The organism is Mesorhizobium sp. M0991 (assembly GCF_040318915.1).
Classification (GTDB): Bacteria; Pseudomonadota; Alphaproteobacteria; order Rhizobiales; family Rhizobiaceae; genus Mesorhizobium.
Genome location: NZ_JAMYNE010000003.1, coordinates 29,636 through 42,171 on the forward strand (window position 1 = coordinate 29,636; position 12,536 = coordinate 42,171).

The 12,536-nt window shown below is 63.4% G+C and carries 13 protein-coding genes; 8 read left to right on the forward strand and 5 right to left on the reverse strand.

Annotated elements, in window-relative coordinates; genetic code table 11:
- Positions 1-20 precede the first annotated feature (20 nt).
- Both NKH70_RS05815 and NKH70_RS05820 read left to right on the forward strand, forming a co-directional pair.
- Positions 21-1,907, forward strand: a complete 1,887-nt coding sequence (locus NKH70_RS05815) for an ABCB family ABC transporter ATP-binding protein/permease (RefSeq protein WP_292662189.1) — start codon at positions 21-23, stop codon at positions 1,905-1,907.
- 88 nt (positions 1,908-1,995) lie between these two features.
- Positions 1,996-2,343 carry an antibiotic biosynthesis monooxygenase gene (locus NKH70_RS05820; RefSeq protein WP_352717518.1) on the forward strand — a complete coding sequence of 116 codons (348 nt, stop codon included), beginning with the start codon at positions 1,996-1,998 and terminating at the stop codon, positions 2,341-2,343.
- Between the two features lie 5 nt (positions 2,344-2,348).
- Here the strand turns inward: NKH70_RS05820 and NKH70_RS05825 are convergent, their stop codons facing one another.
- Positions 2,349-3,215, reverse strand: coding sequence for an SMP-30/gluconolactonase/LRE family protein (locus NKH70_RS05825; RefSeq protein ID WP_352911529.1), 867 nt, complete (start codon positions 3,213-3,215; stop codon positions 2,349-2,351).
- Positions 3,216-3,615: 400 nt separating this feature from the next.
- On the opposite strand from NKH70_RS05825, the gene NKH70_RS05830 reads away from it, so the two are divergent.
- From NKH70_RS05830 to NKH70_RS05845, 4 genes are all read left to right on the forward strand, one after another.
- Positions 3,616-4,191, forward strand: a complete 576-nt coding sequence (locus tag NKH70_RS05830) for a DMP19 family protein (RefSeq protein WP_352911527.1) — start codon at positions 3,616-3,618, stop codon at positions 4,189-4,191.
- Between the two features lie 127 nt (positions 4,192-4,318).
- Positions 4,319-5,017, forward strand: a complete 699-nt coding sequence (locus NKH70_RS05835; RefSeq protein ID WP_352615861.1) for a phosphatidylserine decarboxylase — start codon at positions 4,319-4,321, stop codon at positions 5,015-5,017.
- Between the two features lie 3 nt (positions 5,018-5,020).
- Positions 5,021-5,836, forward strand: coding sequence for a CDP-alcohol phosphatidyltransferase family protein (locus NKH70_RS05840; RefSeq protein WP_023719846.1), 816 nt, complete (start codon positions 5,021-5,023; stop codon positions 5,834-5,836).
- A 236-nt stretch (positions 5,837-6,072) separates the two neighbouring features.
- Entirely contained in the window at positions 6,073-6,336 is a 264-nt protein-coding gene (locus NKH70_RS05845; RefSeq protein ID WP_352911525.1) for a hypothetical protein, read from the forward strand.
- 18 nt (positions 6,337-6,354) lie between these two features.
- Here the strand turns inward: NKH70_RS05845 and NKH70_RS05850 are convergent, their stop codons facing one another.
- Together NKH70_RS05850 and NKH70_RS05855 are read right to left on the reverse strand one after the other, a co-directional pair.
- Positions 6,355-8,577 carry an AMP-binding protein gene (locus NKH70_RS05850; RefSeq protein WP_352911523.1) on the reverse strand — a complete coding sequence of 741 codons (2,223 nt, stop codon included), beginning with the start codon at positions 8,575-8,577 and terminating at the stop codon, positions 6,355-6,357.
- 141 nt (positions 8,578-8,718) lie between these two features.
- A complete protein-coding gene (locus tag NKH70_RS05855) occupies positions 8,719-9,126 on the reverse strand; it encodes a tautomerase family protein (RefSeq protein ID WP_352467176.1) in 408 nt (135 codons plus the stop codon).
- 114 nt (positions 9,127-9,240) lie between these two features.
- Between NKH70_RS05855 and NKH70_RS05860 the strand changes: the two genes are divergently transcribed.
- Positions 9,241-10,095: a LysR substrate-binding domain-containing protein gene (locus NKH70_RS05860; RefSeq protein ID WP_352911520.1), complete on the forward strand. Its 855-nt coding sequence runs from the start codon at positions 9,241-9,243 to the stop codon at positions 10,093-10,095.
- Between the two features lie 196 nt (positions 10,096-10,291).
- On the opposite strand, the gene NKH70_RS05865 is transcribed toward NKH70_RS05860, so the two are convergent.
- On the reverse strand, positions 10,292-11,200 hold the full coding sequence (locus NKH70_RS05865) for a DMT family transporter (RefSeq protein ID WP_502908320.1): 909 nt from the start codon (positions 11,198-11,200) through the stop codon (positions 10,292-10,294).
- A 321-nt stretch (positions 11,201-11,521) separates the two neighbouring features.
- On the opposite strand from NKH70_RS05865, the gene NKH70_RS05870 reads away from it, so the two are divergent.
- Positions 11,522-12,037: an OsmC family protein gene (locus tag NKH70_RS05870; RefSeq protein ID WP_352911517.1), complete on the forward strand. Its 516-nt coding sequence runs from the start codon at positions 11,522-11,524 to the stop codon at positions 12,035-12,037.
- Between the two features lie 180 nt (positions 12,038-12,217).
- Here NKH70_RS05870 and NKH70_RS05875 read toward each other — a convergent pair whose 3' ends face one another.
- Positions 12,218-12,439 (reverse strand): hypothetical protein, encoded by a 222-nt coding sequence (locus NKH70_RS05875; protein ID WP_292662211.1) that lies wholly within the window; start codon positions 12,437-12,439, stop codon positions 12,218-12,220.
- Positions 12,440-12,536 lie beyond the last annotated feature (97 nt).

Genomic DNA, 12,536 nt, shown 5'->3' on the forward strand with positions numbered 1-12,536 from the left:
GATATAAAAGGTAAACAAGAATGGCCGAGAAAACCGTTTCCGCCGATTCCGGCTCGACCTTCAGAACGTTGCGCAATCTCTGGCCGTATATGTGGCCGGCCGACCGCGCCGATCTGAGGGCGCGCGTGGTGTGGGCAACCGTACTGCTGGTTGTCGCCAAGCTGACCCTGGTGGCCGGACCCTATTTCTTCAAATGGGCGACGGACGCGCTGGCCGGCGATAGCAAATCGCCGCCGCCGCTGCCGGCCTTCCTGCTGGCGCCGGTCATGCTGGTCGTCGCCTACAATGCCGTGCGGCTGGTGCAGCTCGGCTTCAACCAGTTGCGCGACGCCCTGTTTGCACGGGTCGGCCAGCATGCGGTGCGCCGGCTCGCCTTCCGCACCTTCGTGCACATGCACGAACTGTCGCTGCGCTTCCACCTCGAACGGCGCACCGGCGGACTGTCGCGCGTCATCGAGCGCGGCACCAAGGGCATCGAGACGATCGTCCGCTTCACCATGCTGGCGACGGCGCCGACGATCGTCGAATTCGCGCTCACCGCCGGCATCTTCGCCGTCACCTATGGCTGGCTATACGTCTTGGTGATCGCGGTCACGGTCTGGCTCTATGTCTGGTTCACCGTCAGGGCGAGCGATTGGCGTATTTCGATCCGCCGCGAGATGAACGACAGCGACAATGAAGCCAGCACGAAGGCGATCGATTCGCTGCTCAACTACGAAACAGTCAAATATTTCAACAATGAAGCCATGGAGGCCGAGCGCTTCGACCGTTCCACGGCGCGCTATGAGGTGGCGGCGACCAGGACCTGGACCTCGCTTGGCTGGCTGAACTTCGGCCAAGGCGTCATCTTCGGCATCGGCATGACCGTCGTCATGGTGCTGTCGGCGCTCGAGGTGAAGGCAGGCACACAGAGCGTCGGCGATTTCGTCTTCGTCAACGCCATGCTCATGCAGCTTTCGGTGCCGCTGAATTTCATCGGCATGATCTACCGCGAAATTCGCCAGGGCCTGACCGACATCGAAAACATGTTCGATCTGCTCGACGTCAAGCGCGAGATCGTCGATCGGCCGGGCGCCAAGCCACTGGTCGTCGAAGCCGGCAAGGTCGAGTTCCGTGACGTGCATTTTTCCTACGACCCCAACCGCAAGATACTGAAGGGCATCAGCTTCGAGGTGCCGGCCGGCAAGACGGTGGCCATCGTCGGCCCCTCCGGAGCCGGAAAGTCGACCATTTCGCGGCTTTTGTTTCGTTTCTACGACATTCAGCGCGGCAAGATTCTGATCGACGGCCAGGACATTCGCGACGTCAAGCAGGAGAGCTTGCGCGCCGCCATCGGCATGGTGCCGCAGGACACGGTGCTGTTTAACGACACCATCGCCTACAACATCCGCTACGGCCGCATCGGCGCCAGCGAGGAGGATGTGCGCAAGGCGGCAGAACTGGCCCAGATCGGACCGTTCATCGAGCGGCTGCCCGACGGCTATCGCTCAATGGTCGGCGAGCGCGGGTTGAAACTGTCCGGCGGCGAGAAGCAGCGGGTGGCGATTGCCCGCACCATCTTGAAGGCACCGCCGATCCTGATGCTCGACGAGGCGACCTCGGCGCTGGACAGCCACACCGAGCAGGAGATCCAGGCGGCACTCGACCTGGTCAGCCAAGGCCGCACCACCCTCGTCATCGCCCATCGGCTGTCTACAGTGATTTCGGCCGACGAGATCATCGTCCTGCAGGACGGCCAGATCGCCGAGCGCGGCACCCATGCCGCCTTAATGGCCAAGCGCGGCCTTTATGCATCGATGTGGGACCGCCAGCGCGAGGCAAGCGAGGCCGAGGAGCGGCTGCGCATTGCCCGCGAAAGCGACGAGTTCGGCGTCGTCGTCCGCCGCCGCACCTCGGAGGTGAGCTGAAAATTCGTGCTTGACCTCAACTTAAGTTGAGATCGTAGACCGTTTTGGATCGCAGCAAGATGCGTCGTTGAAAACGGAGACAATCGATATGAGTGAGATAAATCAGGCAGTTAGTGGCGGCAGCGTATTCCGGGTGGACAAGTTTGTTGTTCCGGCCAACGCCCGCGAGGAGATTCTTGCCAAGGTCCGGATGACGCATGAATTGCTGCGCCAGCAGCAAGGGTTCGTCCAGGATTTCCTGCTTGAGCAATTCTCGGGGCCGGGCGAGTTCAACCTCGTGACCATTGTCGAATGGGAAGGGCAGGCCGCTGTCGACAAGGTCGTGCCGATCATCAAGGCTGCGCATGAGCGCATCGGCTTCAATCCTCAGGAGACCATTGCGCGACTTGGCGTCAAGGCCGATATTGCCAACTATCAGCGGATTCCCGGGGTGTAAGCTCTCTACGGCCAGCCGGCGCCCGGCGCAGTAGCCTCGACGCTGAGCACTTGGCCGGTACGGGCATCGCTGATCATATGTTCGAAGCCGCGCCATTCGGCGGCGACGATGAACAGCGTTTTTCCCTCGCTGCCGCCGAGCATGCAGGCAAAGCAGCCGCGGTCGACATCGACGCTTTCGATCATCGCGCCGCCTTCGCGCACCCGCACGCAATGCCGGTTCGGAACGTCGGCGTACCAGGCCGCACCTTCGGCATCGAGGCAGATGCCGTCGGGAAAACCGTTGCCGAGATTGGCCCAGATCCTGCGGTTGGAAAGGTGGCCATCGGCAGCGATGTCGAAGGCGGTCAGCCGGTTGGCGTGGGACTCGGCAACGATCAGCGTCTTGTTGTCAGGCGTCACTGCCATGCCATTGGCGAAGGCGAGGTTCTCAGCCACCTGCTGAACCGAGCCGTCAGGTGCAACCAGCACGATGGTGCCGGGGCCGAAATGCTGGCCGGGAGCCGGAGCAGGCCCACCGCCATTGACATAGATGTTGCCGCGTCCATCGACGACGATCTCGTTCCACGGGCCCTTTGATAATTGTCTCAGATCGGCATGGGTGACCAATGTTCCGTCTGCCTCCTGCCTGAGGATCAGCCCTTCGCGGCCGGAGACGACAAGCAGGCGCCCGTCCGGAAGCCAGTCAATGGAGTAGGGCAGGGTGGCCGGCACGGTGAGCACGATCTCGCTGTTGCCCAGAGCGTCAACGGCGATGATCTGGCCTGTGCCCCAGTTGCAGAACCACAGCCGGCCATCGTGCCAGCGCGGCGACTCGCCGAAGGCCAAGCCGTTCATCACCACTTGCACTTGCCTAGCTGCTAATTCCTGCATGGGCCGAGAACCTCCGGGTTTGCGCAAATCGTCATGGCTGAAAGGCCGATGAGAGGCGCTGTCTTGCCAAGGACGGGCCAGAGTGCTGCGTTCCGACAATGAGGATGGCGACGGCGTCGTTTATATTTGACCTGAGTAGCCGCACGGAACCGCGCGATGCGCCGTGCGCCTCCACTCATCCTTCTTCAATGAAGTATAACCGGCCGGTGCTTGCGGACGGGAAAGTCAAATGCAAGAATCACGTTGGCCCGCAGAAATCCTGTTGTGGCAAGCAGGAAGGGCGTTTGGCGTGTTCGAAAGATTTTCCCGCTGGGCCAAGAAGAAATTTCAGCGATCAGCGACCATTTCACCGGCTCGGTCCAAGCAGTCATTCCCAGGCAAGCCATCATCTTCGGTGATCGTGCCGCGCTCAGTCGTGGAAGACGCGGCCGACAATCCTTTCGGTCTCATTGTAGCCGTCAGAGAATTCGTCGAAGCCATGGTCTCCCAAGGCCTTTACCGTTCCACCGAAATCAGCCCCAAGGCAATGCAGGCCTGTCATGCCGATGACTATTTGGCTGAGGTCAACAATGGCGGCCATAGCCAGTTCATCTATAATTCTGGCGAAGAACTCGACACCGTCATTGCCGACGCACGCACCGCCCTCGTCGGCAAGAGACTTGGCCGTGTTGAAGCGCAGGCAATAGAAACGGTGCTCGAATTGGCCGCAGCCTATCATGCGCCGGTCGCTGTCGACCTCTTGCTGCGCAGGGCCGGGTTCGATCCGACCGATGCTGTCGTCTCTGCGAACTCGGTCGTGCCTAGGGAAGGCGGCGCGGTTGTGAACTGGGTGGTTATGGCCGACGAGCATGTATTCCTCCTCCAGTCGACCCTGAAAGGCGGCGTGCTACGCGGCACCCACGAAGAGAGCTTGGCGGAGGCCGATCGGCGCGAGCTCGAGGAGTATTTCGACCAAGCGGCGGCAGCGGGTGCCTGAGTGGATTTCGCTTGGCCGTTCTGAGACGGCGACGACCGCCACCTCCAAGCGCTCCCATTGTCGCGTTGCGACCGCGGGGTGTTTCCGCTATTGAGGCCGGACTTGGAACCAAGGTTGTCCTCATCCCATGAGCCTCGTCGACACGATCAAGAATGCGTTCGTTCCGATCCATCGCGAGGGTTATCCCTTTATCGCTGCGTTCGGCGCGGCGACGCTCTTTCTGGGCTATTTCTCCTCGACCCTGTTCTGGATCGGTCTCATCCTGACCGCCTGGTGCGCCTATTTCTTCCGCGATCCCGAGCGTGTCACGCCGATCGACGACCGGCTGGTTGTCAGCCCTGCCGACGGCATCGTCTCGGCGGTCGGCCCGGCCGTGCCGCCGCGCGAGCTTGGCCTCGGCGGCGGTGAAATGACCCGCATCTCGGTGTTCATGAACGTCTTTTCCTGCCACGTTAACCGCTCCCCGGTGCGTGGCCGCATTTCCAGGATCGAGCATCGGCCAGGAAAATTCCTCAACGCCGAACTCGACAAGGCAAGCACCGAGAACGAGCGCAACGGGCTGGTCATCGAAAGCCCCAATGGAACGGTCGCCGCGGTGCAGATTGCCGGCCTCGTGGCGCGGCGCATCGTCTGCTGGGCCGAGCCCGGCGGCGCCATCGGGACCGGCGAGCGCTTCGGGCTGATCCGCTTTGGCTCGCGCGTCGATGTATTCCTGCCCTCGACCGCGACGCCGCGTGTCGCCGTCGGCCAGACCGCGGTTGGCGGTGAGACGGTGCTGGCGGAATTCGGCGGCGTTGCCGCAACGCCGCTCGTGCGGGTCTCCTGACCGGTGGCGCCGCCGTTCAAGAAATTCGAGGCGCATGGCGGCGGTGGCCCTCGCATTCGCGAAATCCCGATGCGCATGGTGCTGCCCAATCTGGTCACGGTGCTCGCCATCTGCGCCGGCCTGTCCGGCATCCGCTTCGGCTTCGAGGGCCGCTTCGAGCCGGCGGTGGTGATGGTGCTGCTCGCCGCCTTCCTCGATGGTATCGACGGCCGTCTGGCGCGAATGCTGAAGGCGACTTCCAAATTCGGCGCCCAGATGGATTCGCTGGCCGATATCGTCAATTTCGGCGTGGCACCGGCGCTGGTGCTCTATGCCTTTCTGCTCGACAGGGCAGGTTCGCCGGGCTGGATCGCGGCGCTGCTGTTCACCATCGCCTGTGGGATGAGGCTTGCCCGCTTCAACGTGCTCGACGAAGAGCTCGACCGTCCGCAGTGGCAGACCGAATATTTCGTTGGCGTGCCGGCGCCGGCGGGTGCGGTGCTGGTGATGCTGCCGCTCTATCTGTTCTTCCTCAGGCTTGGCCTTGAACCCAGCCGCCTGGCAGCCTTCATTGCCACCGGCTTTACAATATTGGTGGCGTTCCTGCTGGTCAGCAGACTGCCCGTCTATTCCGGCAAGAGCGTCAGGATACCAGGCGACAGGGTGCTGCCGATCATCCTCGCAGTCGTCCTCTACGTCCTGCTTTTGATGACCTATCCCTGGTACACGCTGACGGCCTCGGTTGCCGGCTATCTGCTCTTCTTGCCGTTCAGCGTGCGCGCCTATTCGAGACGCGCCAAGCGCGAAGGCGAGAAGGTGCCGTCCTCGGACATTGGCTGACAGATTTGGTGCCAATTCCTCCTGCGCCTGGCAGTGCACGAAAAGGGTCACCAGTTTAGATCAGGGAGCGGCTCGCAGGGGACGCGGCGCTGTGGGGGCATCGCCGCGTTTTCGGAACTTGCTGGGCGCCTGACCGTTTGTATCGGTAGATTCGTTTGAGCGGCTGCTCGTGATACGTCGTCAGCGTCGCGCAAGCTGCCGCATCGGGCGGCAGGACCATCGGAAAACGAGGAGAAATGGCTGTCATCCTCATTGGCGTGTTACTGACTGTCGCCGGCTTTGTCTATATGGCGGTAGCAGTCATCATGCGCGGGCGGCTCAGTGAGCCGACCGCTGTCTCCACCGCGCCGGATAGTGCGACGCCTAATCTCGCAACACCAGGTCCAACCTTGGAGCCGCGGCGGCGCGGGCTCCGTTTTCTCGGCCTGTCGCAGAACTGGCCGGGCCTGCTGATGATGGCCGTCGGCGCCATTCTGCTGTTGTCGGTGGTGGTCCTCTAGAGTTCTCGACAGCAAACCTCAGGCGGCTGCGCTCAGTCCCAGCCTCTCGAGTGCCAGCTTTCTAGTCGAGACATAGTCGGTCTTGCCGGAGCCCAGTACCGGGATCTCCTCGACCTTGACGATGTCGTTCGGCACCATCAGTTCGGCCGCGCCGGCTTTTTTGCCGAATTCGCGCAATTCGTCGGGATCGGCATTGTCGGCGGTGGTGACGAGAACGAGGCGCTCGCCGCGCCGCTTGTCTGGCACCGCCACCACGGCGTGATGCTCTTCCGGCCATAGCGACTGCACCAGCATCTCGACCGCACCAAGCGATACCATCTCGCCGGCTATCTTGGCGAAGCGCTTGGCGCGGCCGCGAATGGTGATGAAGCCTTCGCGATCGACCGAAACGATATCGCCGGTGTCGTGCCAGCCTTCGAGCGGCTGCAGCTCGCCAGGCCGGTCGCCAGTCATGTAGCCCATCATCAGGTTCGGCCCGTCGAGCCACAGCCGGCCGGCGTCGCTGATGCCTTCGACCGGTTCGAGTTTCATGCGCATGGCCGGCAGCAGCCGCCCGACCGTGCCGTCGCGGCCGTGGATGGCTGTGTTGACGGCAACCACCGGTGCGGCCTCGGTCAAGCCAAAACCTTCGATGATCTCGGCCTGGAAGCGTTCGCGATAAACCCGGCGCGTCTCCGGCTTTACCGCTTCGGCACCGGCCACGACGAAGCGCAGGCTGGAAAAATCGCCGTCCTTGGCGGTGCGGGCATAGTTGGCGAGGAACGTGTCGGTGCCGAACATCACCGTCGGCCGGACCTTGCGCGCCACCTCCGGAATAAGCTTGTAGTGGAGCGGTGAGGGGTAGAGGAACAGCTTTACTCCGGTGACCAGCGGCAGGATGGTGCCGCCGGTCAACCCGAACGAGTGGAACACCGGCAGCACGTTGAGCAGGATGTCGGCCGGCGAGATAGTGATGCGGGCTTCCGCCTGCATCGCATTGGCAAGAAGGTTCCGGTGCGACAGCACCACGGCCTTGGGCGTGCCTTCCGAGCCGGAGGTGAACAGGATCACCGCCGGCTTGGCCGCATCCTGGCGCTGCAACGGCCAGCGCCACAGCAACGCGGCTGCGGCCTTGTCCAGGACGGTCACACTTGCGCGAACATCCTCCAGCCACAGCAGTTTCGCCCCGCCCTTTTCCACCGCCTCGACGATGTCGACGAGGTTGGCCTTTTCGACAAAGGCGCGTGAGGAGACCACGGTCCGGATCACCGCCGTGCGGATGGCGGCGGTGACGCTCGCCGGGCCGGAGGTATAGTTGATCATCGCTGCCACCCGCGCAGCCGACAAAAGTCCGACGAACGACAGCACGACGCCATTGGCGTTGGGCAGGAGCAGCCCAACCGCTTCGCCCGGCGCTGTTATTGCCTCGAAGCGGCGGCCCAAAACCCTGGCGCCGATGAACATTTTCCGGTAGCTCAGCGCACCGCCAATGACGTCCTCGATAATTGGGTGCGAAGCGCCAACACGGTCGGCGGCATCGCGCATGGCGAGAAACAGGCCGCGATCGAGATCGCTGCCGAAAAGCCTGGCCTCGGCGAAGCGGTCAAACAGCGCATTGGTGTTGGAGGCCTGATCTGGGTTCCGCGCCACCAGCTCGGCGATGGTCATCGGCTCCAGCGCGCTGATCGACAGCTGCGGAAACCAATGGCGCGGCGCCTTGTCTGCCGGCGTCAGCGAAGCCGGCAGGCTGCGTGCGCCGGCAACAAAGACCGGCACGATGCGGGCGTCGGCCTGCATGGCGATACGGGTGATGGCGCGAAACAACCGAAACGACTTGACGTCGGGCTCGACTGCATCCGGCAGGTAAACGGCGAGCCGGCCCTTGCCCTTCAGCACCCGCACCAATCTGCGGCTGACGAAGACATGCTCGGCGTTGAAGGCGATGGTGCGGCCGAGCTCGCGCCACGGCTCCAGCCACGGCGATCCGGCCGAAGCCTGATCGAGGATGTGCAGCGTGTCCTCCGGCAGCAGCGACAGCATCAGCGCCGGCTCGATGCGTGACTGATGCCAAATGACGTAGATGACGGGGGCCGCCGACTTGCGGGCAATCTTGATGCGCTCGTCGCTGATCCGGTAGGCGAGCTTGAACGGCACGTAGAGCAGCGCCTGGCTCAAGCGCAGGCCGAGGCGGAACTTCTCCACCACGCCGATCAGCAGACAGGCCGCGACAAGACCCGCAAGCAGCGCCAGTGTCAGGATCATCGCCGCATCTCCCAACGATCTCACGTCACGGCTCTTCAGTGGCCGCTTCGGGTGAGAACCTAGCCGAAGTTGGATCAACGTCAATGCGGCTCCATTTTTCCTTCTCTCCTATCTTTAATTGGGCTCGGCTGCCTATCGCAGCTACGCCGCTTTCATCCTTCCGCTGATGAAGCGGAATTCCTGCGTCTTGCCGCCAAAGCCATAGGCGGCCGCAGGCACTTCATGCACGAGGGCGTAGCTTTCCTCATGCACCTTGCCCAGCAGCCGGCCGAATGCGGCGAAAATTGCCTGCAGATACGCCTCCAGTTCGAGCTTGGTGTTGGTGCCGTCGACAACCTTGATGTCGAGCCAAGCCGTGTTGGCGCCATGCTCGGCCAGCGACTTGCCGCCGGCGAACCAGTGCTCGGGGTCGTGATAGGAAATGGCAACAGCTGTAATCGTCGCGTCCTTGCGCAGATGCGTGGCCGTCAGTTCGGTCACTTCCTTGGCAATGGCGGCGGACAAAGCGGCATCGGGCTTGCCGGTAACGCTGACATTGATGATCGGCATATTTCTTCTCCTCGGTTTCAAGCGGCGCCTCTTCGCCGTCGAGAAAATCATGCCATCGTCCTTTGATCAAAAAAATCGAATTGTTTTTGATAAACACTTTGATAATATCGAATTATGCAGATGTTCGATCCCGACCTCCTCAAGACTTTCCTCGCTTTCGTCGATGGCGGTTCCCTGGCGCGGGCCGCGTCGATCGTCGGTCGCTCGCCGTCCGCAGTGACCGCGCAGATGCAGCGGCTGGAGGATGTTGTCGGCGAACCGCTGCTGGTGCCGCAGGGGCGAGGGCGCGGCCTGACGCCGGCAGGCGAGGATCTGATCGCTCACGCGCGTCGCATCCTTGCCGCGCACCGCGAGGCGTGGCTGGCCCTCAAAGGGGCGCACGCCGACGGGCGCGTCGCCATCGGCACCACGCAGGATTTCGCCGATAGCGGCTTGCCGCAGCTTCTCAGGGCTTTTGCTGTCAGCCATCCGCGCGTCAGGATCGAACTGCGCGTCGGCCGTTCCGCCGAACTGGCGCAGGCTTTGCAGGCCGGCACCCTTGATCTGGCCATTGCCATGCGGCAGGTGCCGACACGGGACGAAGTCGGTGTGCTCAAGGAACCAATGATCTGGCTTTGCTCACAGAACGGGCTGGCCGCCCGCCACGACGAACTGCCCTTGGCGCTGCTCGATCCCCATTGCGGGTTTCGCGAAGCGGCGACCAGTGCACTCGATGCGGCCGGCCGTCGCTACCGCATTGCTGCCGGCAGTGCCAGCCTTGCCGGCCTGCGCACGGCGGTGCACGCCGGCATCGCCTTGACGTTGAGGACGGCGCGCTTCGCTCATTCCGGCATCGTCGAGGCGCCGCGCGATCTTGATCTGCCGCCGGTGCCGGTCGCCGAATTCGCCGTCCGCTTGCGTGAGGATGCCGACCGGCCGGCGCAGGATCTGGCCGCGTTGTTCAGCGGCAACCTGGCCTTGGCCAATTGAGCCAGCAAAGAAAAAGCCGACCTTGCGGTCGGCTTCTGAGTAAGACGGGCCGAGGGGTTTGGGGGGACTTGGGGTGGCCCGTCGCAGCCATAATGCCTGAGCCCTATGATGGTTCCGTGACTTTTAAAATTTATTTTCAGGAACGGATTTCTCGTGATCGGACCACCAACTCGCGCTCGGACGCGGCGAGGATTGGTCATGCATCCGCTGCGCGCTGCCTGGCCATCAGCCAGTCGCGGCCGGCGTGGGCGAACACAGCGCAAAGCACGATGGCGCCGCCGACCATGCTGGCTGCCGGCGGGATCTCCGCCAGGAACAGGAAGGCAAACAGGATCGCGAATGGCACTTCAGCTGAACCCAGCAATCCGGACTCGGCCGCCGGAATAAGCCGGGTGCCCTCCGTCCACAGGATCGAAGCCAGCGCGAACGAGGAGCCGAAGGTGGCTAGAAGCACAGCGTCCCTGGCCGAGACAGCCAGCGGATCGGCGACGAACCAGCCGAGCACGAACAGAAGGAATGCCGACACCGCACCCGCCCACACCACCGGCGTGTCGCGGAAGGCGCGCACCATGATCATGTAGAGCGCGCTGCCGATCGTCATCAGCAGCGCCAGCCCGTCGCCGAACAAATGGCCGGTGCCGAAGCCGGACCAGACCATGATCGCCACCCCGCATAGTGACACGGCGGCGGCGGCAAGCGTCTGCAGCCGGAACGGCTCGCGGACCAACAGGAGGGCCAGCAGCGCGGTGACGAACGGAGCCGTGGCATAGATGATCGCGACATTGGCGACAAAGGTGAACTTGAACGCCGAGATGAAGGCGATGCTGGCGAGCGCGCCTTCGATCGCCAGCAGCCAGCCTCGCCAGCCGAGCCGCAGGCTGTCGCGACCGCCGGAGCGCTGGCGGCGCCATAGCACATAGAGGCTGATCAGGATCGAGCCGACGAAGCCGCGCCAGCAGGTAATGGTCAGCGGGTCGGCATGGATCGATTTGGTCAGCACGCCGGTGAGGCCGAAGACGGCCGCCGATGCCGAGACCAGGATGATGCCGAGGGTACGTTCGCGGGCGCTTTCCACTGTGCCTGGCATGTCCAGCAATTCCGTCATCTCACCAGCCTACTCTGCCCCGTCCTGACACCATAGTGTCAGCTTGATCGAGGCGTCGTGCATCGAAACAGCAGACCGGCAGCCCCGGTGAACAGGATGCCGGCGAAAGCCTTTCGCGCGTTTCCAGGATGGCGATGTCGGCCATTGTCCGGCGGCCTTACGAATGTGTTGCGAGAGACGGTGTGAAAGCGTTGGATGCCCCCGTATCGTCAGGCTATACGGGCGAGACCCTGCTAAGCGCTACGCCAGCGCGCGCTTGCGTTTGGGGCAGGCGGCATAGCCGTTAAGCAGCGAAGCCAGGCAACTATAGGAGACGACGAAATGGATGCGATCGCATTGAAGGCCATGCAGGCGCCGCTGAAGGAGGCCTATCGCGACGACGCCTCGCGCGCGCTGATTACTCTCCGCGCCAAAGGCTCGATCGACGACCAATCGATCGCCTGCAAGGTCGAGACAGGCACGGCGATCGCCATTGCCGGGCTGCATCCGGCGACCGGCGGCACCGGGCTCGAACTCTGCTCCGGCGACATGCTGCTGGAGGCGCTGGTGGCTTGCGCCGGCGTCACGCTGAAGGCGGTAGCGACGGCGCTGGAATTCAAGCTTGGGGCCGCCACGGTGGAAGCCGAAGGCGATCTCGACTTTCGCGGCACGCTTGGTGTGGCAAAGGATGCGCCGGTTGGCTTCCGTGCCATCCGGCTGACATTCGGCCTCGACACCGACGAGCCGCAGGAGCGCGTCGATGCGCTGATCAAGCTGACCGAGCGCTACTGCGTCGTGTTCCAGACCATCAGCCAGAAGCCGGAGCTGGCGGTAAGCGCACGACGCTGGGGCTGCTGATCTCCCCCCTTGAGGGGGAGATGCCCGGCAGGGCAGAGGGGGTTGGTCCGACCGGGCTCGGCCCGCTGCAGCAGATGGAGGCCGGCGCTCCACGCGTGGCGACCCCCTCTGGCCTGCCCTCTTTGCCAAAACTTGGCATCTCCCCCTCAAGGGCCCCTCAAGGGGGGAGATCACGCTGTCCTACTGCGCCGACGGCTCCTCGGCGTCGCCCTCGTCGGCGAAGGGCGAGGCGCTCGGCACGCACTGCACCGACCAGCCGGCCGGCGTCGGTTGCTTCTGGTATTCGGTTATGGCGAAGGTGCACTGTTCGCGGGTGTCGAATGTGCTGGGCAACACGACCATGCCGCCTTGCGGGCCGGCGATCACCAGATACCAGACTAACGCTACGCTCGGTGCCGCCATGGGTATTTCCTCGCTCTGCTTGTTTTGGGAGTCGCACGATCCTAGCAACTCCGGCCCAGCGGCGAAAGCTGGGCCAAAGCGCGGCGTTAAGCCACGG